The organism is Leisingera daeponensis DSM 23529, assembly GCF_000473145.1.
Classification (GTDB): Bacteria; Pseudomonadota; Alphaproteobacteria; order Rhodobacterales; family Rhodobacteraceae; genus Leisingera; species Leisingera daeponensis.
In genome coordinates, this window is record NZ_KI421500.1 from 1,860,543 (window position 1) to 1,885,031 (window position 24,489).

Annotated in this window: 21 protein-coding genes and 1 pseudogene; 8 read left to right on the forward strand and 14 right to left on the reverse strand. The window is 59.1% G+C overall.

All coding sequences use genetic code 11. The features are described from left to right. Positions 1-151: 151 nt before the first annotated feature. The 12 genes from DAEP_RS0109515 to DAEP_RS0109575 form a co-directional block, all read right to left on the reverse strand. Positions 152-544 carry a response regulator gene (locus tag DAEP_RS0109515; protein ID WP_008555537.1) on the reverse strand — a complete coding sequence of 131 codons (393 nt, stop codon included), beginning with the start codon at positions 542-544 and terminating at the stop codon, positions 152-154. After that, a complete protein-coding gene (locus tag DAEP_RS0109520; protein WP_027244490.1) occupies positions 537-1,715 on the reverse strand; it encodes a sensor histidine kinase in 1,179 nt (392 codons plus the stop codon). The genes DAEP_RS0109515 and DAEP_RS0109520 overlap by 8 nt, the downstream gene beginning before the upstream one ends. Then, positions 1,712-2,356, reverse strand: coding sequence for a SpoIIE family protein phosphatase (locus tag DAEP_RS0109525; protein WP_027244491.1), 645 nt, complete (start codon positions 2,354-2,356; stop codon positions 1,712-1,714). Before DAEP_RS0109525 ends, DAEP_RS0109520 begins: the two co-directional genes overlap by 4 nt. Beyond that, complete coding sequence (locus DAEP_RS0109530) at positions 2,347-2,763, reverse strand: anti-sigma regulatory factor (protein ID WP_008554651.1); 417 nt, start codon at positions 2,761-2,763, stop codon at positions 2,347-2,349. Before DAEP_RS0109530 ends, DAEP_RS0109525 begins: the two co-directional genes overlap by 10 nt. Beyond that, complete coding sequence (locus DAEP_RS0109535) at positions 2,760-3,116, reverse strand: STAS domain-containing protein (RefSeq protein ID WP_008556418.1); 357 nt, start codon at positions 3,114-3,116, stop codon at positions 2,760-2,762. The genes DAEP_RS0109530 and DAEP_RS0109535 overlap by 4 nt, the downstream gene beginning before the upstream one ends. A gap of 1 nt (position 3,117) precedes the next feature. Then, entirely contained in the window at positions 3,118-4,011 is an 894-nt protein-coding gene (locus DAEP_RS0109540) for an STAS domain-containing protein (RefSeq protein WP_027244493.1), read from the reverse strand. Positions 4,012-4,681: 670 nt separating this feature from the next. After that, entirely contained in the window at positions 4,682-6,532 is a 1,851-nt protein-coding gene (locus tag DAEP_RS22565; RefSeq protein ID WP_051337358.1) for a TniQ family protein, read from the reverse strand. Further along, the gene (locus DAEP_RS0109550) at positions 6,529-7,509 is read right to left on the reverse strand and encodes a TniB family NTP-binding protein (protein WP_027244494.1); all 981 of its coding nucleotides are present in this window, start codon (positions 7,507-7,509) and stop codon (positions 6,529-6,531) included. The genes DAEP_RS22565 and DAEP_RS0109550 overlap by 4 nt, the downstream gene beginning before the upstream one ends. A 2-nt stretch (positions 7,510-7,511) precedes the next feature. Continuing rightward, a complete protein-coding gene (locus DAEP_RS0109555; RefSeq protein ID WP_027244495.1) occupies positions 7,512-9,671 on the reverse strand; it encodes a Mu transposase C-terminal domain-containing protein in 2,160 nt (719 codons plus the stop codon). Next, positions 9,671-9,997, reverse strand: coding sequence for a hypothetical protein (locus DAEP_RS0109560; RefSeq protein ID WP_027244496.1), 327 nt, complete (start codon positions 9,995-9,997; stop codon positions 9,671-9,673). The genes DAEP_RS0109555 and DAEP_RS0109560 overlap by 1 nt, the downstream gene beginning before the upstream one ends. After that, positions 9,997-10,674: a PDDEXK family nuclease gene (locus DAEP_RS22570; protein WP_036760575.1), complete on the reverse strand. Its 678-nt coding sequence runs from the start codon at positions 10,672-10,674 to the stop codon at positions 9,997-9,999. The genes DAEP_RS0109560 and DAEP_RS22570 overlap by 1 nt, the downstream gene beginning before the upstream one ends. Positions 10,675-11,405: 731 nt before the next feature. After that, complete coding sequence (locus tag DAEP_RS0109575) at positions 11,406-12,032, reverse strand: hypothetical protein (RefSeq protein WP_154665048.1); 627 nt, start codon at positions 12,030-12,032, stop codon at positions 11,406-11,408. Between the two features lie 568 nt (positions 12,033-12,600). Between DAEP_RS0109575 and DAEP_RS23540 the strand changes: the two are divergent. Further along, a pseudogene (locus DAEP_RS23540) lies at positions 12,601-13,013 on the forward strand (IS66 family transposase); the annotation flags it as partial. Here the strand turns inward: DAEP_RS23540 and DAEP_RS0109590 are convergent. Next, entirely contained in the window at positions 12,994-13,227 is a 234-nt protein-coding gene (locus DAEP_RS0109590) for a DUF6429 family protein (protein WP_027244499.1), read from the reverse strand. The pseudogene DAEP_RS23540 and the gene DAEP_RS0109590 overlap by 20 nt on opposite strands. Before the next feature lie 280 nt (positions 13,228-13,507). Next, the gene (locus DAEP_RS23545; protein ID WP_084204412.1) at positions 13,508-14,422 is read right to left on the reverse strand and encodes a LysR substrate-binding domain-containing protein; all 915 of its coding nucleotides are present in this window, start codon (positions 14,420-14,422) and stop codon (positions 13,508-13,510) included. 139 nt (positions 14,423-14,561) lie between these two features. On the opposite strand from DAEP_RS23545, the gene DAEP_RS22575 reads away from it, so the two are divergent. The 7 genes from DAEP_RS22575 to DAEP_RS0109630 are packed head-to-tail and all read left to right on the forward strand — an operon-like array spanning position 14,562 to position 24,489. Then, entirely contained in the window at positions 14,562-15,845 is a 1,284-nt protein-coding gene (locus DAEP_RS22575; RefSeq protein WP_051337360.1) for a LeuA family protein, read from the forward strand. Then, positions 15,845-17,833, forward strand: a complete 1,989-nt coding sequence (locus DAEP_RS22580) for a LeuD/DmdB family oxidoreductase small subunit (RefSeq protein ID WP_084204414.1) — start codon at positions 15,845-15,847, stop codon at positions 17,831-17,833. Before DAEP_RS22575 ends, DAEP_RS22580 begins: the two co-directional genes overlap by 1 nt. Continuing rightward, on the forward strand, positions 17,830-19,062 hold the full coding sequence (locus tag DAEP_RS22585; protein WP_051337362.1) for an aromatic amino acid transaminase: 1,233 nt from the start codon (positions 17,830-17,832) through the stop codon (positions 19,060-19,062). The genes DAEP_RS22580 and DAEP_RS22585 overlap by 4 nt, the downstream gene beginning before the upstream one ends. Next, positions 19,052-20,572: an amino acid adenylation domain-containing protein gene (locus tag DAEP_RS0109615; RefSeq protein WP_084204415.1), complete on the forward strand. Its 1,521-nt coding sequence runs from the start codon at positions 19,052-19,054 to the stop codon at positions 20,570-20,572. The genes DAEP_RS22585 and DAEP_RS0109615 overlap by 11 nt, the downstream gene beginning before the upstream one ends. Further along, complete coding sequence (locus DAEP_RS23315) at positions 20,569-21,654, forward strand: class I SAM-dependent methyltransferase (protein ID WP_027244501.1); 1,086 nt, start codon at positions 20,569-20,571, stop codon at positions 21,652-21,654. The genes DAEP_RS0109615 and DAEP_RS23315 overlap by 4 nt, the downstream gene beginning before the upstream one ends. Next, entirely contained in the window at positions 21,651-23,060 is a 1,410-nt protein-coding gene (locus tag DAEP_RS0109625) for a condensation domain-containing protein (protein WP_027244502.1), read from the forward strand. Before DAEP_RS23315 ends, DAEP_RS0109625 begins: the two co-directional genes overlap by 4 nt. Before the next feature lie 37 nt (positions 23,061-23,097). Next, positions 23,098-24,489 carry an MFS transporter gene (locus tag DAEP_RS0109630; RefSeq protein ID WP_027244503.1) on the forward strand — a complete coding sequence of 464 codons (1,392 nt, stop codon included), beginning with the start codon at positions 23,098-23,100 and terminating at the stop codon, positions 24,487-24,489.

Sequence of the window (24,489 nt, forward strand, 5' to 3'; positions counted from 1 at the left end):
TGCTGTGACTTTCATTTCCCGATCCGGCGCAACCAATAACAGCACCGGCGCCGGGGTCAAACGGCTATGCTCCGGCGCCAGCCGTGGAGGCGGCCCCGGCTGCCGCCCTGCGCCCCGCCGCCAACCGGGGCGCTGCAAGGCCCGCGGCGCATCAGTGCAGCAGCGACGCCGCTTCGGCCAGGTGATCCGGCGACAGGGGCTTGCACAGGAATTTCTTGACCAGGGGGAACTTGGCCGCGCGCTCCAGATCCGCCGGATTGACCGTGGTGCTGACAATCACCACCACAGGCACCGGGTCCATGGCCTGGATCTGACCGGCGTATCTTTCCAGAAATTCGAAGCCGCTGATCGGCGGCATGTTGATGTCCAGGAAAATCAGTTCCGGCGGGCGGCCGCCGTCTTGGATGAATTGCATCGCTGCCAAAGGCCCGTCAAACAGCTCCAAGTTATCGAACATCTGCGATCTGCTGATGATGCGTTCCGCAAACTTCCGGTCCATCCGGTCATCATCAATGACGTAAACGACTTTATCACGGCTACCCATCCTGCTTCTCCTCCAAATCCAGATCGACACTGAACGCCGCGCCCTTCCCGGCCTCCGAAACAAGCTGAAGCGCCGTGCCATGGGCCTCTGCCACACGCTTGCAAAGGGCAAGCCCGATGCCGGACCCGGGGCATTGCTCATAGCGGTGCAGGCGTTTGAACAGATCGAAAACCCTGTCTTGCATGTCCTCCGGTATCCCAGGCCCGCTGTCCGACACGGTCAACCGCACCTTGCCCGCCGTTTCAGCCGGCGCACACTCGATCCGGACTGCGGGCCGCCGCCCGTCACTTCCGTATTTCAGTGCATTCGACAGCAGGTTTGTCAGCAAAACCCGGATCTGGAACGGGCTGCCCATTACCGCGGGCAACGGCCCCACCTGGATCTCTGCCTGCGAACTGGCGGCCAATGCGTCCATGTCCTTGAGGATCTGCTGCACCATCTGCTGCAGCTCCACGCGCTCGGGTGTGAACTCATGACCGACAAATTTGGAGTAATCCAGCACATCATCGACAAGCTGGCGCATCCGCTGGGCGGTGCCGATCAGATCCGTGATCAGCTCCTGCGCCTCAGGCTTCAAATCCGCCTGAAAATCCTCCAGCAGAACGCCCAGAAAACAGTAAATCGTGTTGATCGGTGTCTTCAGGTCATGAGACAGCGCATAGGTGAAATTGGACTGGTCCTGGTTGGCCTGCACCAGCTGCCGGTTCTTGCTTTCCAGCTCTTGCGCGCGCAGGCGGATCTCTTTCGTGCGCTTGCGGACCTCCCGGTCCAGCTCGTCCCGCTGGCGGGCCAGCTCGAAGGTGATGTCGCGCAATTCCTGCTCGACCCGGCGGCGCTCTGCGATTTCCTTTCTCAGGCTGGCCATGCCGCTGACGTAGCCGCGCAGCGCCATGTCATAGACTGCCACGCCTTCCAGGAAGAAATCCTCCGCCCGCTCAAAGCATTCGCTGCTGCTGCCCGCCGGAAGCAGGCTGTCGCGCAGCCCGGCAAAATGCAGCAGCCCGAAGTCGGGCAAGGGCACTTCCGCCTCCAGCGCAAGACGCGCCGTCTCATACGCCTCCGCCAGATGCTCAGGCTCTCCGCTTTGGAGATAGGCGGCCAAGGCTGTCTGATACCGCTGCGCCACCCGCGTCAAAGCCTCTTTCGCCGGGTGCCAGCCCACACCGGTCATGGGCGCCTCCGCTGATGGGAAACGGCAACAACCGTGCGGTCATCGTGGTCTTTGCCGTAAGTGGCAAGGCAGGAGGCGACCCACTCCGGCGGGGGGATGCGGGCGGTGGGGAGAGCATCGCGGAACCGCCGCGATACCCCGTCCGAGGCCAGGACCAGAACATGATCGGGCGGGAAAGGCTGGATTTGGGGCAGCACCCCGGGGAACTGCAGCCCCAGGGTTCCGCCCCTTTGCAGGATAGCGGTGCTGCCTTCACTATCGGGCGGAGGTGCGCAGATAACACCCTCGACATCCCCGACCGCGGCCCACTCGACGGCGCCGAGTTCAGGGTCTATCAGCGCCACGGCAAGCGCTGCGCCGCGTGTGCCCCGGACACGCTCATGCGCGGTTTCAAACACCTCCGAAATTGAACTGGCGGAGACGGTCGCAAGCGCTTCCAGGCAGGCGTTTGCAGCGGCCTGGGCGCCCTGCCCGCTGCCGACGCCATCTGCCAAGGCCACCATAAGCCTGCGGCCGGTCCGCCGCAGCAAATAGCCGTCGCCGCAAACAGAGCCCGCCGTCTTCGGGGCCTGCGCCGCGGCCCAGTCGATCCGGGCTCCGGTGTCAAAGGCGATGCTGCCGCTGTCTGCGCTTACCGCCATTTTATCACCGTCACGACAAGGCCCCGGCCGGGGTTCGAGCAGATATCGAACTCATCAACGATGCGCCGCGTTCCCGGCAGCCCAAGGCCCAGGCTGTTGCCGGTGGAGTAGCCGTCCTGCAAGGCAAGCTCCACGTCGGCCAGTCCCGGCCCCCGGTCCCGGGCGGTAACCTTTATGCCGGTCCTTGCACCGGCCCTGGCCGTGCAGATTTCGACTTCTCCCTCCTTGGCATAATTCACGATGTTCCGGGCCAGCTCCGATACGGCAGTTGCAATCAGGGCCTGGTCCGGCCTGCTGAACTCCAGCTCGTCAGCGAGCCGGCGCGCAAGCTGGCGGGCCGCCACCACATCGCTGTCACAGGAGACCCGCTGCAGCAGCACAGCGGGATCCGCTGCGGGCGCGTTCATGGACGGTCTCGCAGAATGGCGATGCCGTGATCTAAGTTCAACGCTGTGGGGATGTTCTCCAGCTTGAGGCCAAGCAGCACCATCGCCATTGCGATTTCCGGGCGGATGCCCACTATTGCAATCTTTGCGCCGCGCAGCATGACCGACGCCGCGATATCGCTCAGCATCCTGGTGCCGAAGCTGTCGATCACATCCAGCAGGCTGACATCCAGGATGACCTTGGTCGCCGACAGGCGCGCAACCTCAAGCAAAATTTGGTTCTGCATCTCCTGGATGTCGCTGTCCGACAGCTCCTCCTGCACCGCTGCTATCAGCAGATCGCCCTGGCTGATGATGGGGACACGCCGGACCACCCTAGCGCTCCAGAAGCTTGCGCGCGGTTTCAACACCCCGCTCAAGATCTCCCGCCGGGTTCAGCGCCTCGCCGGTCACGCCGATCTTGACCAGGGACTGCGCCACTTCGGCGCTGATGCCCGTCAGCACGGAATGCGCGCCCATCAGGCGGGTAGCCGTCATGGTCTGGATCAGATGATTGGCGACCATGCTGTCGACCGCAGCCACCCCGGTAATATCGAGCACCACCGCGCGGGCATTCTGCTCCCGGATTGCATCAAGGATCTGCATTGTCAGAAGCCGCGACCGGTGACTGTCGAGCACGCCGACCACAGGCACCAGCAGCAGCCCCGCCTGCAGGCGCAGCACCGGCGTCGGCAGCTCGCTCAACTGGCGTTCGCGCTGTTCGATCGCATCGCTCCGGGCGGCCGAGAAAGCTTCGATCGTCATGGCCTGATGGCACGCCGCCGCCTTGCGCAGCGCTTTCTCGGTCTCCAGCGCGCTGGCTTCGTCTTCGGCCTCCTGACGCAGCAGATCGCAGATCCGGTTGATGGCAAAGGTATAGAGGCCCAGATAGAAACTTGGCGAGATGCCATAGTTTTCATTGAACAGCCCGGCGCGCCTGCGGTCCTGAAAGGATTTCTGGTCGAGGCCCGCCTCAAAAAGCTCCAGCAGATGCCGCCGCTGCTCGTCGCGGACGTCCTGCATGCCGTGCGGAGGGCCATCGCCGCCGGGGCGGTCGTACCCGCCCTCGCGGCTGTAGAATTCTTCCAGGATCGCCTCGATATTCTGTTCGGCCAGAGGCAGCAGGCCGGACACCCGGACCCGGTCGTCCTGGCTTACATCGAACCACCCCCATACCTCCCGCAGCCCCTTGGACGGGGATTGGAGTGTCGAAGAAATGACCTCGTTCATGGCGCCCTCGCAACGATGGATATGCCCCACGAGAGTCCGGCGATATCCTTAACGAAGACCTAAGGGGCTCAGGAACCGTCAATAATTCGCCGTAAAATCAGTGCGTTGAAACTGGTTGCGGCCAGCCCGGGGATTGTCCCTCCCTGCGAGGCCAGCTGACGCCCCGGGTTCAGAGCCCGCCCCGCCCGCCGCGCCGGGCCGCCCTGCTCCAAATTGCACTGCGTGCGTTCGGGAAAATGAAGGAAAGAACCCGGCCAGGTTTGAGCTTCGGTCCTGCTCAGCACGGATGTTTCAGCCAACAGGCGGAGCGGGCTTGTTCAGGCGAACCGGCCTCGTCAGCAGGCAAAGGGCAACCCAACCTAAGCCATTGTTTTAAAAAAACCACCGGCCGCGCCGCGGCCGGTGGTCATTAAACCCATGTCGGAATGGTCAAAGAACCCCCAAAATGGTCATTTTATCGCGGATCTCACAACAACTCTGTCGGTACCACTGAAAAAATGCCATTGATGCCCGCCCCCTCCCCGCAAGCCATTGTTTTTAAACAACCCATATCTGCGCGAATTTGGCCGGGGCGGCTTTTCTGCCATTTTCCACGGGATTATTTGCCATCGAAAGTTCCAGAAAAATGCCGCCCGAAGGCGGCAATCTGGGTGGTGCATGCGTTGGGAGGTCAGATTCCCAAGGATTCCGGCAGGTCAGCCCTTCGATACAGAATCGCGCCCAGGGTCTTCGGGTCGAAAGCCGGCGTCACTTCATGAGCTGCCAGCATCTGTTTCAACTGAGGCTGTTTGCATTTCGCCTCAATCAGAAGGCTTTTGAAGGTCACATACCTGCTGCGAAAGCAAGCCATGGCGGCGGGTGTGACCCATGCATCTCCTTCGCCCGGAACGCTGACAGTTTTCAGAACCCTCTCGCAGAACTGGCCTGAGATCAGCCGCTTGCCAGCAACCGCTCCGATGCCCAGCATCATGAACGCAAGACCGGCACTCATGCCAGGCCGGCCCCGCGGAGTGAGGGATTTCACCTCCCGCGGATCGACCAGGAGGCCGCTGAGGCCGGGCTTTTTTTCCAGCCGCATGACACGCTGTAGCCGACCACCGAACACGGCCGAGAGGATCAGCTGAATCTTCTTCCGGCTGATTTCTGCACTTTTCGCCAGGCTGACCAAGTTTTCAGGCGCATCGGCGACAGGAGTGGCAATTCGCTCAATGCGGGCAAGAAGCGCGTCTACATGCTCACGGTCGACCGCCCGGCTGATCTTGCCCAGCTTCAGGCCACCGTCGTGCAACGGAGTTAGCAGCCCTTCGTCAATCAGAGCTGCAACCATGGGCCGGGACGCATTGAGAATTTTTGGAAGCAATGTGACCGCAACAGCCCGTTTCATCTCTGCAGCTACCGCCTTGCCAATCTCATAGTCCACAAGCACATGGGAGGCCGGCCGCTTCGCTTCATCCTCTTGAATCACACCTTTCGCCCGCAGCACATCCTTGAAGGCGACATCATGCACGCCCTCAGACGCGGCCAGAGAAGCGATATTGCGGTGGCGCGGTTGCACCCCGGATTTCCCGAGCAGTGGCTGTCCTGCCTTCACATCAAAATTGTCCAGTATGTGCTCGCGCAGGATGCCCCGGATCGGTCCCGGTTCTTTGGACAATTTGGTCCGGGCAAGCCAAGAGTAGAGCATGCCGTAAGTCCTGTCCCGGATTTGGCACCTGGTTGCTGGGTGTCTCGCATCGGCCAGGATCACATCCAATGCCTCTCTAATGCTTGCCTGCCCTCCGGAAACATAAACCCATCCAGTCCGGCCCGCTTCATCCCATTCCAACTCTTTGAGGCCGCCGCCTTTTGCATCCGCACCAAACTTGAGCACTGCTCCCAATACCTCTGTGGCGCGGACCGCTTGTTCGATCCCCTGACCATCAAGCCACTCCGGCCCCTTGACACCATCAAGAAGCCCGATGACATAATCCTGAAGTGGCGACGGCGGACGTTTCGGCGATGACGCGGCCAAGGCAAGCAGCTCCGCACCTGTTTCCGGCACCAGCACCCGCAACTCCCGGGCCTTGTTGTCCCAGGCATCGCGCCTCCGCTGAATCAGGGGCAACTGATGGTGCGGGCAAATCCTGACCGGAGTAAATAGCCAGTTCAACCGCGCGCGCCGCCGCGCGTGGGGACGGTTTGCTCCGCTTTCATCTTCTGCAAGGCAGGCGGGGCAAAAGCGTGTTACGGCTCCCGTCATGAATTCCTTGGAAAAGACCTCACAACGCAGCGAAAAACGCATACGCCCCAGGCTGCGGATGGTGTTGTACTCCACTACTTTGTGGTCCTGACCGGCCAGTTCACACAGAGGCCTGATCGCGTCTGCATGCCCGCCCGCGAGCCGCATGAGCGGAACGTCCATGTCATTGAGGAACGGCCGGAGACCGCCACCAGTGTGGAAGGCGGCAAGACGCGCAGCCCAAGACAGCGGCGTCTCGCCGTGTGCAAACGAGAGAGAGGGATACAGCTTGTCCATGGTCATGCCCTCTCCCTCTGCTTCCGCTTGCGTTTGACCCGTTTCCTGGGTTCTTCCTCCTCATCGGACGCATCCGGGTCGATCGTCCACCATTCCGGAGCCTCGAACACATTCTGGTCGAGCGCGCATCCCTCATCGAACGCCCAGGCTTCCGAGAAATGCCAGATATCCAGGGCCGCGTCGTCCTGGTTCAGCGCCTGCTCGATTGCCGCATTGATGGTCTCGATACAGCGTCCGAACCTGTAGCGGGAGGCATGGAACAGCCTGTCGACCAGATCCTCCTGCTGAGGCGGCTCCAGTTCCGCGCGGGCGCAGTACTGCTCGATCAGGGCGGCGAACTGTTCCTTGTCTGTATGCACTGCGACCGGTTTCAGGTTGATGGTGGAAAACCGGCGCTTAACCTGCGCGTCCGTGCGGATGATTTCCCGGAGCCTTTCGGTGCCGGACAGGATCACGATCACCGGGTGCTCCCCCTGCATCAGCGTCTTCACAGCCCTGAGGATCAGGTTCCGGTCGGCACAGAACAAGTCATGCGCCTCGTCGATCCACAGGACAGCGATGCCGAGCATGTGGAGCCGTTCACGGAACACCTGGAGCTGGCTCCAGACCTCACTGCGGCCGGACTTTAAGGGGTAGCCGCTGCGGGTCAAAAGCTCCTGCGTCACGCTCTTCAGAGTCGCGGGACTCGGCACCACTATATCCAAATACAGCGAATGCCCCTCCGGCTTCTGGGAGAACACGGGGTGACGGAAAAGGCCGCGCTGCACCAGAGTGGATTTGCCGCCGCCGGGCCCGTCGATCACCAGAATACCGCGCGTCTCTCCCGTGGAGGTGAAGCGCAAAGCCTCGGGCAGCAGTTTGCCCGAGGTATCGCGTTTCAGGAGCCGGTCGAGGTGGGACGCGAATTCCGCGTCCCTGGGAGATCCGACATGAAGGTTGCGCAGGGTTTCCAGCGTGTCGGCGATCTTTGCATGGTCAGTCATGATCAGTTGTCCTCGATGGTCAGGTTGGAAGGTTTGGTTCCACGGCGTGCAGAGGCCGGTTTCTTGCTGGCGGTTTTCTCGGTTTCGCTGGTTTCCGCTTCTGGGGCAGGGAAAGAACTGCCGATGCCGTCCTTGGCCTTCAGCAACGGCTTGTGTTTGCCAAATTGGACGCCCCGGAAGATGCGATTTTCCTCGCGCGCAATGCGCTCCGGAGACCAGTCCTCGACCACCAGATTGGCCAGCGCCATGGCCTCGGCATTGCGCTCGGAGATCGCCTTGATTGCCTTTTGAACAACCTCGGTGTTGATCCGGTTGGCTTTCGGGTTCCTGGACCGTACGTCCCGGGTGGCCGACAGCCAGATCTGCGCGGGAACGCCATCAAGCTCATGGTCGATGGCAAGAACAGTGTACCAGTTGCTGCCAAGCCGCACTTCGATGGCGCCGATGTCCTTGGGGTGCCAGCGCACGTCGACATCGCATTTGTCTTTGCGCAGCATCCAGTCGGCCAGCCGTTCCGAATGGTAGCGGACGCCAAGAACGGTCAGGCCTTCCTTGCTGAGTACGCGCGTCATCCGGTGACCGAAGACGAGGCGGCTGCGGCGCATGTCCGGAGACGGCCGGACGCCCCATTTCCCCATCAAACGGCGCCAGCATGCCGCGGGCGTCTCACCGCCCAACCCGCGGTGCGGGTTGTTGTGGTAAATGTCGACAATCCAGCGCACGAGAACGAAGACCAGGTCGTCCAGCGTCAGTGCCGCACGCTCTTCCGGATTTGCGTCCCCCTTGGTGACGACGTCAGAAAACGTGCGCCCGGACAGGCGGGGAAGAAGGTCCTTGGCGACGGTGTTGAACACACGTTCAATGGTGCCGCGGACTTCCGGGCAGCCCGCGATTGCCAGTTCCTTGGTGATCCCGAGATCGGCACAAGCGAAGCGGAAGGCCTGCGACTTGAACGCAATTCCGCAGTCCGTGACGATCAGTTCCGGAATACCATACATGTCCCAATGACCGAGCGCGCCAACCAGATCAGCCCATTGGCCTTTGTTCGAGACAACCATTTGGAGCACTTGCACCGCGGCTCGTGCTTTCGGTGCCGTGGAAATAACCATCCCCACGATGCAGCGGGTGGTGCAGCAGATCGCCACCGTCAGCGTCCAGCGCTTCTTGGTCTTGTCCAGGCCCAGCTGGAGGCGTTCCTCTTCATTGAACAGGTCGATGAGCCCGCTGGAATGCATCAGCGTCATCAGATCGATTTCCCATTCATCGATCTCGACCCGCTGGAGCGGGCGGGTCAGGTCAAGCCCGTTCAGTACCGGCTTGAACTTCTTGCGGGCCGCCGCTTCACCGAAACGTGCAGTGATCACAGCAAACGGATCAAGCGACCGGATCGCGCGGCGTGTGGTTTCCCTGCTGGGCACATTGAGGGCAGGCAGGCCGCGTTCTTTCCGCTCGGCATTCCGGTCCTCGAAGGCGATCTGAACATTTTCATGGATCGTCTTCATAGTCGGCCTCTCACAGCTCATGTAGCCGCGCACTTCCTTCATCAGCAGCCCGACCGCCTCAGGTCCCAGGATCCGGTTGCGGTTCCCGCGCAGATGCATCGCGTCCAGCAGACCCGCCTGACCATCAAGTTCCGCCGCCTTGATCCAGGTCCTCAGCGTCCGGGGGCTTGGCGGGACCGAAATGTCCGCCGACTTTCCAGGATTGGCAACTCCCAAAGGATTGAGGTTTTCCGCATACACCGTTGCGTAGCCGATCAAAGCTTTTTCGTTGGCTTTGATAGCTGCATCGGTGCGGTTGATTTCCCCATTGCGCTCCATTTCGAGGAACGCCTCAACATAGGCACTGCGCTTCGAGACCCGGGCGTTTTTGGTCAACGGCAGAGCGGACAGAAGGCCGGTGCTGGCCTGCTGCTGCCGGGCCGCCTTTTCCGGATGGAAAAAATCCGGCTCAATGCGGAGACGGCCCAGCGACGACAGGCGGCTCAGTTCCTCATGCGAGAACTGATAGGCCCGGCCTGTTCCATCCTCCATTTTCAGCGTTTTCCCAGCTTCATTCTCAAAGAGGAAGCTGTAAGACACCTCGTTGACGGTAATGCGGTCGAAGGCACCAATTGCGATGCGGGTTTTGCGATAGTCGTAAGACAGCTCCATCATTCCCATCAGACCTGCTCCTTCCTGAGGACCTGAGATTTCGGGGAGATATGCTCGTAGCTGACGTGCTGGAGGACGCCGTCCTCATCGTGCCATTCGAAGTCGGCCTGTTCGCAGACCTCACCGGTTTCAGGTCCGGTGGTCACTCCGAACAGGAGCCATTCCTCTTCATTGAAAAAGTCGATGCGGCCGCTGGAATGCATCAGCGTCGTCAGATCGATTTTCCAGTCATCGATCTCAATCCGCTGGAGCGGATGGTGCAGGTCCAGCACGTTCAGAACCGGCTCGAACGCCGCGTGTGCGGCTACATTGTGGTAGTCGTAGGACAGCTTCATCAGACCTGCTCCCTTTTGAAGACCTGGGATTTCGGGGAAATGCGCTCGTGGCTGACGAGCTGGAGATGGCGGGACCGGATCAGCCGGATCAGCGCCCGGAAGCCCATGGCGCCGCAGCCGGTACGGTCCTTGAGAGTCTCCAGCGTCTCGATATCCTGCATGTCCCGAAGGACTTTACGCGCCGCGTCATCGGCCTCTGGGTTCTCCTCGCGAACGGAATGAAGAAGTTCGGCATTGAACAGCTCGACGGGGTCCAGATCCTCTTCCGTCAGCAGGCGGACATCGGCAACGAAGCCTGCTTTCCGCGCCTGATCCGAGATCCGGCACATCTCCTCGAAGAACTCGTCGCTCACGCCGTACGTTGGCCGCACGGAATAGGCGATAACCGCTCCATCGGTCTGCACCACCACGAAGTCGAAGTAGTGAGGGTGGAGCTCGCCGTCCGCATCGTGCCATTCAAAGCTAACCTGCTCGTAGATCTCGCCGGTTTCCGGCCGGGCGGCCAGGCAAAGGCAGAACTGCAGCTCGTGATGGCTTTCGAGTTGGACAATGCGTCCAGGACCATCGCCCAGGACGGCGTGGCCGGTGAAGTGCCCCTTGGAGGCCGCCGCGACATCGCGGTTGGCAAGGCTGGGTTCAGGAAGCCGGATGCCTCCCTGCTGAAAAGGATAGGACATTGAAGTGTCTCACAGTTGAGTGGCCCGCCGCCCGGAACTGGGCAGCGGTGATCGCTCTCGGCCGTCACCAGGCACAGCTCTTCCGGCGCTCCGCCCCGGTGAAAACCGAATGCGAAACCTGGAAACTGACCGGTGCAGCGCGTGCTCCATCGGTCCCGGACGCAAGGCGTCCAGGCCGGATGCAGCTGTATTGGTGAGGCAGTCGCCGTCCTTGAAATCCGGAGCCGGAATTGCTATTGAACTGTTGCTACACAGGTGGACTTTGATCTGCCTTATGAACGCGCTCGTTCCTTTGCCGAGGTTCGGGCGCTTTCATTTTGAAGGGGTCATTTCTTCATCGGCGTTTCTCCTCGTTCAGTCAGTTTCAAATCACGCCGGAGCCTGAGCGAAAATCCCAGTACCGGGCACCCGGAGACGATAACAACCTGATCGCCTTCCGAGAAGGATTTTTGTTGTTTTGATTCAATGAGATACAGAGCAAATCAAAGTTCCGTTTTCACTCCCGGCCGCTAGATCAGCACCTTACAAATTGTGCCTGCGCCAGACTGTGGCACAAGTTTCAGCAGTCCTTGCGGCCGGGCAGAAATCCGAAAAAGAAAAACCCGCTGCGTGTTTTCGCAAACTGCTCAACAATCCCTGCCATCTGACGCCAAAAAAACGGGCGCTTGAAGCCTCCAGGCAAAAACCGATTCGCCGCTGCAAACACTCACAAGCCGCCGGTTTCACATCATTCAGCGGACTATCGCGGCCAGCTCTTGGAACAGTTCTTCGCGGATGACCAGCAGCTGGTCCCACTTCGGTTTTTCAGCCGCAGTACAGCCTTCAGCGGCATAAGTCAGCTCCATCAGGTCTCCTTGGCGTTCGAACCGGAAATGCGCCTTTGGCCCCGTGCGGTGAATTGTCAGTTCGGCACGGCCGTCCAAATAGGTTCCAAGCTGCGGCTCAAAGACCCCATCGACCCACATTCCGATGAACTCTCCAAAGTCATAGGGGACGGGCAAATCGGTTGCCGGGCCTTTGTATGCCTTGGCGAGTGCGGTAAGAAGTTTGCTGTTTTCAAGCATCCCACGTTCGAAGGTCCATCTGACCGTGTTGCGATGCAGCCAAAGCCCTTCTTGAAGCGGCATTGCATTAATCGGTGCCAGGACTTGCGCAGCATCTTTGGTTGCCAAGTCATATCCCAGAGCAATTGCATGAAGGCCGACATCCCGGCCATTCATTTGGGCGGCCCCACGCCCAGCCCCGCCTTCAGTTCGGAGTCCGGCAGCTGCAAGGCTCTGGCTCAGGGCTTTCAGCCGCATTTCACTGCAGCCGAAGAGACCCGCGAGCCCTGCTCTCATTTGATTGACCGTTGCCATGCTGCTGCCTCTGCCTGTGGTTGGAAGTTTTGTAGCTACCCCCCTTCAAGTCGTCAATATTTTTTCGGAAATTTTTTTTCCGTTAAGGGGCGGTATGGACACTCCCATTCTACACCTAAGCGTCGCCGGCCATTCTGTATCGGCAATAGCAGGGTTCTGACGAGCGGATTCATACTAACAAGTCAGCAAGTTCTGCGCACGCCATCTCATTGGAATAAATTACAAAATCGGACTTCAAGTGATGAACCAGATCCAGCCGCATTGGGCGCAGACGCTGTAATTTACCCGCACTCAAAACTCCCATATGGGATGTGGATCGCGACTATCACGCCTCCAGGGTGTGCGAGTATACCGAGGAAGGATACTTTGGAGTACTTGCTGGAATTGACCGACAGCATCACTTTGACGGGCGTACCCGGATTTAAGTCGCCCGACCTCGGAGGCCACCGGTACTGATGATACCCGCTTCTCTGGATAGCGGTTCTTCAGAGCGTCCCCAAATGGCTCGGGCGGTTCACAGGATTTCGAGTTGTCACAAAGCGGCGATGCTGCAAGCGTACAAGGCTGCCCGCTGGTCGATAATCTCCATGACTGGCTGCTGGAAGAGCGCGCGAAAATGTCCAGGCACAACAAGGTGGCCAAGGCGATCAACTACATGTTCGAGAAAGAGGACAGTTGGCAGGCCTTTACCGCATTCCTCGATGACGGACGCATCTGCCTGACGAACAATGCGGCCGAACGCGCCCTGCGCGGCGTGGCCCTGGGCCGGAAGTCATGGCTTTTGCCGGCTCCGAGCGCGGCGGTGAGCGGGCCGCCGCCATGTACACCCTTATCGTCACTGCCAAAATGAACAATATAGACCCGCAGGCGTGGCTGGCCGATGCCCTCGCCCGGCTGCCCGACATCCCCGTCTCGGGCGTGCCGGAACTTTTGCCCTGGAACTGGAAAGCCCGTGAGGGCGCTACTGCGGCGGCCGCGTGAACAACCGTTGAAACAGGGCCTTTGAGCGCTGTAGCCCTTCATCGGTCAGCACGACAGATTTGGCCCGGTTAACCGGGTCATGGATCAAACCATTCCGATACAATCGATCCAGTGCCGTCCAGTCCATTCCCTTCCAGGCGCGACGCTCATCATGCAGCGTCAACCAGAGCAATCCCAGATCCGCGTCGTCAATCTTGTCCTCTTCGATCTCCATGAACAAGGGGTATCACATCACAGAGCAAAAGGGACCGCGGTCTTCGCCGGAGCCTTACGGTGAAGCATGAACCGGATCAGTCATACACAAAAGGTCGGACACTCTCTCGTTCGATCCTACATGCCCTCTGCGCACGCCAGACGAACCTTGCGATATAAATCCACGGTGAAGATCCTCCCGCCCTCCCTCCGTTAAAAGAAGGGCAAAGGTGGACGACTTTTACGCCGCCCGCAGCAGGATCATCCCGCCGCTACCGTGGTCGACTTTCTCACGGCCGTTCTCACCCCATTGAAGGCAAATGCGAGTCACTGGCGAATTCTGCTGTCAACCAGTCGCGCACTAAGCGTACTGATTGTCTTTGTTGGGCCCGCTCCCCTTCATACAACCACCATGCTGAAGGTAATGGTATCGCAAGTTCTCCAAATGGGCGAACCAATGTCCCAGATAGTAACGCGCTAGCTGCCAACCTTCCTCGACAGATTGCGATGCCGTGGCCCAGTTCCGCCGCCTGTAAGACAAGGTCGGAAGACGTCATACGTGGTCCGATATGTGTGACGAGATCGACAGGCCCATTCTTATCTTTCCATCGCACCCAGTTCACTTCGCTATCGCGATCATGAAGCAGACGCATTTTTTTCAAAGCCAAGACGTCAGTGGGCTTACCCAAACGCTCCCAAAGCAATGGAGCCATCACTGGGAATGCTACATCATCTCCTAGTATGAGAACTCCAACAGAACTTCCAGATCGAGATCCCATTCGGAGCGTAAGATCGTAAGTCGGGTCGACAGCAGCTCCACGCGGTTGGTCAACAATTATCGAAACATCTATGTTTGGATGTGCCTCTCTAAAGAACTGCATTTTAGGCATAAGCCATCGCGCGGCAATGGAAGGCAGCGTTGCTATCGTTACATCCTTGGCAGCCGTTGGCACGCGAAACTGGGTGACCGCCTGGTCCAGGTCTTTCATCGCGGACAAAGTAGCTTTGGCGAGATAACGAGCTTGCGAAGTCAGAACTAATCCCTGACCTCGTCTTTTGGGTTCAGTGAGTGGCGCGCCGAGAACAAGTTCCAACTCGCGCAGAGCACGACTGATGGCAGAGTGTTCAACACCCAGCAATTTTGCAGCAGAGCGCACACCGCCTTCTTTGTGAACAGCCGCGAGAGACCGGAGTAACGACAGGGGCAAGTTATTCATAGTGGTGCTACTAGAACACCACTTTATGAGAAATTTCAACCAGACGTTGGCCAGATCAACCTATACGCTCCCCTATGAGTGTTCTTTTTATCAGTCCGTAGAGTTTTCGGAATCTACACCATTTGCGTTGGGGAAATGTATGAGCAGTCCAGCCGATCTTCTCGTCCACGATTGGAACAGCACGCCGCTGTTCGATACTGATGCAGTGCAGATATTAGACGACACTCTGCGCGACGGCCTTCAGTCGCCAGCGGCGTTCCAACCTCATATTTCCCAAAAGAAGGTTGTCGTCGACACAATGAGCGCGCTTGGTGTCCACGGTGTAACATTGGGGCTTCCCGGCTCAGGCGAGAAATCGCTTCGGGACATCATCGATCTAGCCCGTCATATCTCTGAAAGCCACTATGACCTCGAGATGGTATCCGCAGTTCGGACACATCCCGATGACGTCGCCGCACATATTCGGTCATGCGAGGTTTCCGGCCAGCTCATAACTGCCTCACTGTTTGTCGGTAGTTCACCTATCCGCCGTACGGTCGAAGAGTGGTCGCTTTCTGAACTGATGGACATGAGCATGCAGTCCATCCGGGCCTGTGTGCGCGAGGGGCTTCCTGTGATGTTTGTCACTGAAGATACCACGCGATCACGCCCCCAGGACATCGCCACACTGTATAAAGCAGCCATCGATGAAGGCGCTTCGCGTATCTGCGTAGCGGACACCGTAGGTTCAGCGGACATGTCCGGAACGCGGTCCATCATTGAATTCGCAAAAACGATCATCGAAAAATCCGGTGCAGACGTGAAACTCGACTGGCATGGGCACAACGACAGGGGGCTTGCGCTGGCCAACAGCCTGACTGCCCTCCAGGCCGGGGCTGACCGGATTCATGCAACAGTTCTCGGACTGGGCGAACGGACCGGTAATACGGCGTTGGACCAAATGCTAGTTAACCTCCGGCTGATGGGCGCGCAGAGCAGTGGGAATTTCGAACAACTGATGCATGCCTGTAACGCAGTTTCGACCCATTGCAATGCTCCGTTGCCGGACAACTATCCGGCCCTTGGTCGCGATGCATTCCGAACGTCGACGGGCGTGCATGCGGCTGCTGTCGCCAAGGCTCGCAATCTTGGCGATGCATGGCTAGCCGACCGCATATACTCTAGCGTGCCGGCATCCTGGTTCGGACTGGAGCAGAAGATCGAAGTGGGGCCTATGTCGGGGCGCACTAATGTCGAGCACTGGCTGAACCAAAATTGTCCGGGAATGCCCACGCTCGAACGCGATGACGCTGTGGTAAGCATCCTCGCGTTTGCAAAGAACTCCCCAGCAATCCTGACCGACAGACAAATCCAAGAAGTCCTTGAAACTAGCAGACGCAAGCACATCGCCAAAACCACCGCGCTGGAGGCAATGGTTAAGTAATGCCGTCGACTCTGACCCAGAAAATCGTTGCCTCGAAGTCAGCTAGGTGGACCTCAGCGCGTGCCGGTGACTTCCTCAATCTGAACATCGATTGGTTCCTGTCTTCCGAGTTGTCGTTGAACGGGATGTCGGTGACCTATGACCTGCTGAGCCACCTGCCGATTCAGCGCCCGGACCGGTTCCTGCTGGCAATCGACCACACGGTAGACCCAGTCTCGCTGATCCGGGATCAGAAGACGATGGAACTAGTTCGTGGCGCGCAGTCATTTGCCCGGTCCCGCGGCATTGAAGCGTTTTATGACGCCAATGAAGCGATCATGCATACGGCCTTCTACCGCAATCATGGGTTGCCGGGGCAGCTCGTCATCGGGGCCGATTCACACACCACGTCGCACGGTGCCCTTGGGGCGTTAGCCTTTGGTCTGGGTGGGGCCGATGTAGCGGTTGCATCGCTAACCGGCAGCACCTGGCTCCAGATGCCCGAGACTATCGCTATCGCCTTCAAAGGCACACCGGCCTTTGGTGTGACCGGAAAGGACATCATCCTGCGGACGCTGAAGGTCCTTGGCAGCAATACTCGGGCGCTTGAACGAGTGGTGGAATTCTCGACCGAGCATCCACGCACTGTATCCGTAGATGCACGCTTCACCATATGCAATATGACGGCGGAGCTGGGCGGGCTGGCCGGGATTTTCGAACCCGACGCCTCCGTCGCGGAATTTCTGTCCTCCCGCGGACGGGCACTGGACGAGGCCGTGTTTTTCAAAGCCGACGCGGGAGCGGAGTATGCTGACCACGAGACGATCGATCTGACGAACCTTAGTCCGCAGGTTGCAAAGCCATTCTCGCCCGACAGGGTGTCCAACGTCGACGCCTGTGTCGGCCAACCGCTGGACGGTTGTTTCATCGGCGCTTGCACCACAACCGAAGAGGAGATCATCCTCGGCGCGCTGGTGCTAAAAGCGATGCGCGCGCGCGGTGTCGCACCCGCCACCACTGGCAAGCGGTTGGTAGTGCCAGGTGACGTAGAAATGCGACGGCGGCTCGAATATCTTGGCTTGCTTGAGGTCTACCGGCACTACGGTTTCCGCATCGGCGTTCCCGGCTGCCATTTGTGCCTTGGTGTCGGATCCGAGCAGGCCGGTGAAGGCGAGACATGGCTGTCGTCGCAGAACCGGAATTTCCGCAATCGCATGGGTAAGGGCTCTCTGGCATGGCTCGCATCTGCGGCGACAGTCGCCGCCAGCGCCGCCTCGATGCGTATTGAAGACCCTCGCCCTTACCTCCAGCACTTGGAGCAAGACCGATTTTATAGCCTTATTAACCGAGGCACAGCAGGTGCAACGGCGCCTGTCCGCTACACCGAGGTCGGCGGTGGCAGAATAAGCAACATACAGAGTCGCACTCCGCGAGCCGTTCCGTCAGAGCGACTTGCAGGGCGGGTTATCGGCCGCGCCATGGTGTTTGGAGACAACGTGGATACCGACGCGATCATTCCGGGTCAGTTCTGCAACATCGTCGACAAGGTAGCGAGCGGTAAGAAATGCTTTGCCTTTACCCGACCCGAAGTACCAGAGGCCTGCGCAGCGGGGCAGGATATTGTGGTTGCTGGGCACGGCTGGGGCTGCGGATCGTCCCGAGAGAATGCGGCTTGGGCGCTGGCCGGAGCGGGATTTAAGGCAGTGATCGCGCGCAGCTTCGGCTTCATCCACCGCCGCAATCTCGTGAACGAGGGTGTCCCTACAGTTCTACTGGACGACGCTCGGTTCTTTGACGCACTCAATGAAGATGACACGCTGGAAATCGACCTTGAGACAGGCAGGGTGGACAACTTGACTGCGGGTACTCGGCACCAAGGGAGCCTGCCAGCAGGACTGGCCGCTGACATTCTGGCCGCGGGAGGGCTTGTGCCCTACACCCGCTCGGCGCGACCCACACCGGCGCAGCCCGGGGCACGACCAAACGCGGATGCGGTGGTGGGACAATGAGCTTCTTTCCCAGTCATATTGACGTTCCTGAGGATCCTATCCTTGGGCTCGTGTCGCGCTTCCGCGCCGACGGACGAGTCAAAAAATGCGATCTCGGCATTGGTGTCTACAAAGATGTCGATGGCCGGACCCCGGTCTTCGCCGCCGTCAAGGAAGCTGAACGCAGGCTACTGCGGATGCAGGAAACGAAGACATATACGGGATTGCAGGGTAACAGTGACTACACGGTTGCGGTTTGTGATCTGGTGTTCGGCGCAGACTATATGCCTGAGACACTGGCTTCGGCACAGGTGCCTGGCGGTTCCTTTGCTCTCAGCCTTGCATCTATGATGGTCAGCAAGATCGCTCCCGCGGCCGTGATCTGGACGTCCACACCCGGTTGGTCGAGTTATGAGCCGCTTTTATTGCGGGACCAGCTTGCCAAACGCGACTACACCTACGCAATAACCCCAGACGGCAAGCTGGATGTCGCCTTACTTCTGCGCTCGCTCGATGCCGCTCAACCTGGCGATATTGTGGTGCTACAGGCCAACTGCCACAATCCAACCGGGATCGACCCGAGTCCACAGGATTGGGCGAAGATTTCCGACTACCTCCACACGCGTGCTCTCGTTCCACTGATTGACTTCGCCTATCAGGGTCTCTCGGACCATCCAGACGCGGACGCTTATGCAGTGCGCAGGATTTTCAAGAAAAACTCCGAAGCCTTTGTCGCCGTGACTAACTCGAAGAACTTCGGGTTGTACCGAGAGCGCACAGGTTGCCTCTACGTTCAAGCCAGCGCCCCGGAAACCGCCAAGTTACTGCAAGGCCTGATGAACGACATCCTGCGCCGTTATCACGCTATGCCGCCGGACCATGGAGCGTCGGTCGTAGCGCAGGTTCTCGGTGATTCACAGCTGCGCGTTGACTGGCTTACTGAACTCGAGGCCGTTCGCCGCCGTCTGGAGGTGCCCAGAATCCGGCTTGCAGACAGGGTCGCGGCCGTGGGCATTCCGGCCCTTGCAAACGCAGTCCGTGCTGGGCGCGGGATGTTCACCCGCCTGCCGCTCGATGCGAATGCCATCACTCGCTTGCGTGAGGATCACTCGATCTACTTGACTGGTGATGGCCGGATCAACCTCTGCGGTCTAACGGACGAGAACTTCGACCGCGTCACCGGGCCGCTACTTGCTGCAGCCATAACCGCGGCCGCCAAAAGGGAGCCTGTAGCCAGCCATGTTTACTGATGCAGAAACACTCGAACGTGCCACAGTCAATACATTACTGAGCGAGAGCTTTCAGAGCTATTCTTCGCGAACGGCTCTGTCCAATAGCGGCGCCCTTATCCGTTATGATCAACTCGAACGCCGTGCGGACGGTATCGCCGCAATGTTGACCCGAAACGGCTGCGGCTACCAGAGCCGTGTCTGTCTCGCGGTGCAACACGGTTTAGACATGGTCGCAGCGATCCTTGCCGTCCTCAAGATTGGCGCAACCTACATTCCGCTCGACAAGCGCCACCCGGTGGACCGGCTGCGTTTTATCGTGTCCAACAGCGCCGCCGCGGTCGTTTTGCATTCAAATGACAGCGCCGGGCTCTGTGCGCAGCTCGGTGCCGCGTGCCTTTCGGTCGAGGATGCCAGGAACCCGATGACCCAGGGTGTATGGGCACCCGTCAACCCCGGCGACCTAGCCTATATCCTCTATACCTCCGGCACCACGGGAAACCCGAAGGGGGTCGGCATTACCCATGCCAACCTTCTGAATTACTCCGGCTTTGCCGCCAGGCGCTACTTCCGTGAACGAGACGACCGCATAGCGCTTTATTCAACACTAGCTTTCGACTTCACTGTCACCTGCATCCTTCCGCCGCTGCTTGCTGGCGCGTCGATCGCCCTATTCGACGGGGTCGACGATCCGATGGTGATCAGCACGATCCTCGACGACCCAAAAGTAACCGTGATAAAGATTACCCCCTCCTACCTGACAGTCCTGTCCAACTTCCACGCCGGGCAGACCAGCATCCGGCGTTTGATCGTCGGAGGCGAAGATCTATCCGGCAAAGGGGCGGCGGAGATCTATGCGCAGCTAGGTGGCGTCGACATTATCAATGAATACGGCCCCACCGAAGCCACGGTCGGCTGCATAGTGCATACCTTTGATCCGGCGAAGGATCTGGATGGATCGGTGCCGATCGGTGAGGCGATTCCAAATATGCACGCGCTTGTTGCAGGCCCGGACGGTGTCTTGTCCGAAACTGCGCCCGAGGGCGAACTTTACCTCGGTGGTGCCAGTGTCGCACCCGGGTACATCGACCTACCAGAGAAGTCGGCGGCGGCGTTTCTCAACCATCCGCTGGTGCCTGGTCACAAGGTATACAGGACCGGAGACCTCGTTCGAAGAAATGCCAGCGGGCAACTGGTTTTCGCCGGGCGCATCGACGGGCAGGTCAAGATTCGCGGCAACCGTGTGGAATTGACCGAGGTCCAAAATGCAATGCTCCGTCACAGGCATGTACGCGCGGCCTATGTCACCACGGTACGAGAACACGGCACGCAATCGCTGGTCGCAATCTATACCGCCGAGCAGCCGCTGGAGCCTGCGGACCTCAACCGTCACATGCAAGAGATAGTACCGCCTTACATGGTCCCAAGCCTGATGAGTGCGGTCTCGGATATCCCTCTCTCAACAAACCAGAAAGTCGACCGGACCGCAGTTTTGCGGATGCTCGGAAAATCAGGAGAAACCGACACATGACTACAGTTCTTGAAACCGGCTTCAACGAAATGGAAGACCAGATCGCGATAATTTGGGCCGACATTCTGAAGCACGATGTGCAGACCATGTCACCCGACACCGATTTCTTCGCGGCGGGCGGGCATTCTCTGGCGGCGATGATCATGGTGGCGCGCGTCAAGAAAGACCTCGGCAAATCAGTGCCGCTGTTCGCGCTGGTGGAGAACCCCACTATATCCGATTTCGCCAAGATCGTTACCGAAACCAGCCACGGTGCTATAGTCGAAGAAGCTCCGACACCGGACGGCTCGAAGTCCCAGACCGAGCGGCTTCTGGGTTATAATGACGATGAGCGGCGCCAAAAACGTCACAACTGGTTTGAGCAATATTATGCCACTGCTATGGACAGCGCCGCCCATGCGGAATTCTGCGAACAGGTCTACGGCGACAACTTCGGCCAACACGGCATGGCGGATTTTAGCCAGATCGACCTGCTGCTGGAGGCGATGAAGCCGACCAAGGGCGACGTTATCCTCGACATCGGCTGCGGCTATGGGCTGATTTCCAAGTACATCATGGAAAAGACCGGGGCGAAGGTAGTCGGGGTCGACATCTCACCAAGTGCAATCGAGTTCGCCAAGTCGCTGGCTCTCTCCACCGACAAGCTCGAGTTCCACGTCATGGACGTCAAGGACCTGGACTTCCCCGAGGATACCTTCACGCACATAATATCAATTGACACGATCTATTATTTCCCATCGCCGCAGGGCGCATTGCAGACCTTCAAGAAGATCGGCACACCCGATGTAGCCGTCGGCGTCCTGCGCACCTTCCCGATCCGGACCTTCACCAAGGAGACGTGGAAGCCGGAACGGACTGAATTGGCCACTCTGATGGACGCGGAATTCGGATCGTATGACGCTGTCGACCTCAGCAAGGAAGAAAACGAGCACTGGACGACCAAGGTTCGCGTGCTGAAATCCCTCGAGGACAAGTTCCGAGCCGAAGGCAATGACGCGCTCTACGAGTTCCGGTTCGGCGAGGCCGAGTACGAAGCCGGGATCGAACAGTTCCGCTACATGTTCGTGGCGAGGGCATCATGAACGTCGGCGCCACCGCAACGCAGGGACTGATCGGAGTGGCGCCGCGCCGCGTCTCCGACTACCCGCGCACTAATCGTGTCTCCTATAATCAGGAACAGATCTGCCTGTTGGAGGCGTTCTATCCCAACAACAAGGCCTACAATTTCCAGGCCACGATTGAGATAGAGGGTGCGCTCGAGCTGTCGGTTCTGGAACAGGCCATTTCGGCGGTGATCGCGCGGCACGAGATGCTACGCACGACAATCGAACTTGGCACGGAGGGATTCGTCGCAAAGATCAACGCGCCCTATGCCTTTGAGGTAGCGCATATCGACCTAAGGGATACGACCCCGGAGGCGGTCGAAGCCGCCTTCGAAGGGATACTAAAAGCAAGGCTCGAGACCACTTTTGACGTTTCTCGGCCACCGCTGTTCACGATCACAGCCGTGCAGATGGCCGAGGCGAACTGGCGTCTAATCCAGGTCGAGCATCACGTGATCCATGACGGCTGGTCCCTTGGCCGGCTCTGGAGTGAGATCGAAGCCGCCTATAACGCCATCCTTGCGAATGTGCAGTTGGAACTGCATGACATCCCGGCACAGTATCAGCAGTTCGTGGCTTGGCAGCGGGATCAGATCGAGGGCGACTATGGGAAGGCAGCGCTAGCGTTCTGGCACGGCTACCTTGACGGCTCGGACTTTGAAGTCTCCCTCAGAGCAGAGCGCCCCGAAGGCAGCAACCTCGCTGGCTTGAACATCGACACCTATCTCGACGCGGCCTTTTACAAGAGCCTAAGCGCCGCCGCGCGTAAGTGTGCCGTGTCCGAATACGTTCTGATGTTCTCCGTTTTCTCGCGACTCGTCGGCGATCTCACCGGATCACAGGACTTTTGCGTCGGTACGGCGGTGAGCGCGCGATCCGAGCAGGACATCGATCCGATGATCGGCATGGTAGTGAACACCGTTCCGGTGCGGGTGCTACTGGAAGCAGGCGCGACAGAAACACTGCGTAGCGTACAGAAGTCTTTCTTTAAGGCGATACGCTACCACGATGTTCCGCTGTCGCTGCTTGTCAGGACTCTCAACATCCGCCAGAAAAAGGGTAGTAACCCGATCTTTCAGCACTGCTTCAGCTTCCATGACTCTACGGTGCCTAAGTTGAGATTCGGGGAGGCCGCTGGTGTCATTCACGAACGGCAAAATCGGACGTCCAAGTTCGACGTCAACGTTGTTGTGACACCACCGAGCAAAATCAGGAAGGTCGCCGAGTGCCGGATCTCTTGGCAATTCTCGGAGACGCTGTTCGACGCGAACCAAGCGCGAACCTTTGCCGAGGCCTTTTGCGCGCTGCTCTCCGACTGGATTAACGAAATCGCCTGCCCCGCGCAGCCCGTCATCTCGCAAGAGCCGCAGGTGGCGCACCTTTGACCTCAGTGCAAGATCAACACAGGAAGGCTCCATTACAATGCAAGCTGTGAAATCCGGTATTTTCTACTACGCACCTGCGGTCATTCTCGGCCTTGGCGCCTTCATGGCGACATTCGACGTGACTGCGGTATCACTTGCCCTGCCCGAGATTGCCAAGAGTCTCGCGCTCGACGGCGCGCAATACGTCTGGGTGGCAAATGCCTACAATCTCGCCTTCGCAGTGATGCTGATCGCCGCTGGAGCTATTGCAGACCGGCACGGTCACAGGCGTGCCCTGTTGCTGGGCACCGCAACCTTCGTAGCCGCATCGATGATTTGCGGCTTTGCGCTAAGCTTCGAAATCCTGATCTTAGGTCGGGTGATGCAGGGAATTGCCGCCGCTTTCATGGTCTGCGGTGGCTACGCTCTTGTCGGCAGCCAGTACCCGGACAAAGAAAGCCGGGTCCAAGCATTCGGGATCATCGGTACTATTGCAGGCTCTGCCATGGCAGTCGGCCCTGGTCTCGGTGGCCTGATCACCGCCCACTTCGGCTGGCATATCGTTTTCCTCGTTAAGGTGCCTTTTTGTATAGCGATCCTTGCCGGAACGCTGCTCTTAGTCAGCGATCCCAATGAACCGCGAAGGGAGGCGCGGATCGATATCCGCGGATCGATAGTCTTCGGGATGCTGCTGTTCACGATGACGTGGCTGCTGCTCAATGGTCCAGTGTTCCCGGGTGCCGAGATTGCGTTGTCTTTCTGGATCGGAGCGATCCTGTTGCTGTTTGCCCTATTCGTCAGGATCGAACTCGGACAACCGCACCCAGCCGTGGACTTGAGCCTATTTGCGAACACCATATTCGCCGGACTCGCTCTCGTTCCGCTGATCCTCGCCATTTGCTACTGGTCACTTGTCCTCTTCATCCCCCAATTCCTCACCGAGTCGCTCGGGCTGCCGCTGGAAAAAGTCACCTATTTGATGCTCTGTTTCACGGTGCCCATGTTTCTCGTGCCCATGCTGTCCGTCGGCATCGCCAAGACGTGGCGACAGTCGTCTTTCTTCTGTGTTGGCCTAATACTTGTTGGTATCGGCTGCCTCGGTCTCTCGGCCAGCGCCATGGCCAGTGACCCTCGGATTGCCATCCTCGCCATGATTGTGGCTGGATCGGGCGCAGCAGCAATCCAGACCCAGGTTTCCGGTGCTCTGATCGCCAGCGCCCCGATAGAGAAGGCGGGTTCGGTCTCGGCGGTCATGACTGTGCTGCGGCAGGGCGGTTTTGCCATCGGCGTCGCAATGCTCAGCGCGATCCTAACCTTGCAGGACACAATGCCAGCCTTGCCATTTCCTCCCTTTGCGGGGCTGTTTCTGATCTGCGCCGCCGTTGCCGGCATTGGCGCAGCGATCACCTACCTATTGTTGCAGCACCGGGAAAGCCGGAACCAAAGCTAA

Coding starts and splice junctions, on each gene's coding strand:
- DAEP_RS0109515 (WP_008555537.1), bottom strand. CDS start 544: ATGGGTAGCCGTGATAAAGTCGTTTACGTCATTGATGATGACCGGATG.
- DAEP_RS0109520 (WP_027244490.1), bottom strand. CDS start 1,715: ATGACCGGTGTGGGCTGGCACCCGGCGAAAGAGGCTTTGACGCGGGTG.
- DAEP_RS0109525 (WP_027244491.1), bottom strand. CDS start 2,356: ATGGCGGTAAGCGCAGACAGCGGCAGCATCGCCTTTGACACCGGAGCC.
- DAEP_RS0109530 (WP_008554651.1), bottom strand. CDS start 2,763: ATGAACGCGCCCGCAGCGGATCCCGCTGTGCTGCTGCAGCGGGTCTCC.
- DAEP_RS0109540 (WP_027244493.1), bottom strand. CDS start 4,011: ATGAACGAGGTCATTTCTTCGACACTCCAATCCCCGTCCAAGGGGCTG.
- DAEP_RS22565 (WP_051337358.1), bottom strand. CDS start 6,532: ATGACCATGGACAAGCTGTATCCCTCTCTCTCGTTTGCACACGGCGAG.
- DAEP_RS0109550 (WP_027244494.1), bottom strand. CDS start 7,509: ATGACTGACCATGCAAAGATCGCCGACACGCTGGAAACCCTGCGCAAC.
- DAEP_RS0109555 (WP_027244495.1), bottom strand. CDS start 9,671: ATGGGAATGATGGAGCTGTCTTACGACTATCGCAAAACCCGCATCGCA.
- DAEP_RS0109560 (WP_027244496.1), bottom strand. CDS start 9,997: ATGAAGCTGTCCTACGACTACCACAATGTAGCCGCACACGCGGCGTTC.
- DAEP_RS22570 (WP_036760575.1), bottom strand. CDS start 10,674: ATGTCCTATCCTTTTCAGCAGGGAGGCATCCGGCTTCCTGAACCCAGC.
- DAEP_RS0109575 (WP_154665048.1), bottom strand. CDS start 12,032: ATGGCAACGGTCAATCAAATGAGAGCAGGGCTCGCGGGTCTCTTCGGC.
- DAEP_RS0109590 (WP_027244499.1), bottom strand. CDS start 13,227: ATGGAGATCGAAGAGGACAAGATTGACGACGCGGATCTGGGATTGCTC.
- DAEP_RS23545 (WP_084204412.1), bottom strand. CDS start 14,422: ATGAATAACTTGCCCCTGTCGTTACTCCGGTCTCTCGCGGCTGTTCAC.
- DAEP_RS22575 (WP_051337360.1), top strand. CDS start 14,562: ATGAGCAGTCCAGCCGATCTTCTCGTCCACGATTGGAACAGCACGCCG.
- DAEP_RS22580 (WP_084204414.1), top strand. CDS start 15,845: ATGCCGTCGACTCTGACCCAGAAAATCGTTGCCTCGAAGTCAGCTAGG.
- DAEP_RS22585 (WP_051337362.1), top strand. CDS start 17,830: ATGAGCTTCTTTCCCAGTCATATTGACGTTCCTGAGGATCCTATCCTT.
- DAEP_RS0109615 (WP_084204415.1), top strand. CDS start 19,052: ATGTTTACTGATGCAGAAACACTCGAACGTGCCACAGTCAATACATTA.
- DAEP_RS23315 (WP_027244501.1), top strand. CDS start 20,569: ATGACTACAGTTCTTGAAACCGGCTTCAACGAAATGGAAGACCAGATC.
- DAEP_RS0109625 (WP_027244502.1), top strand. CDS start 21,651: ATGAACGTCGGCGCCACCGCAACGCAGGGACTGATCGGAGTGGCGCCG.
- DAEP_RS0109630 (WP_027244503.1), top strand. CDS start 23,098: ATGCAAGCTGTGAAATCCGGTATTTTCTACTACGCACCTGCGGTCATT.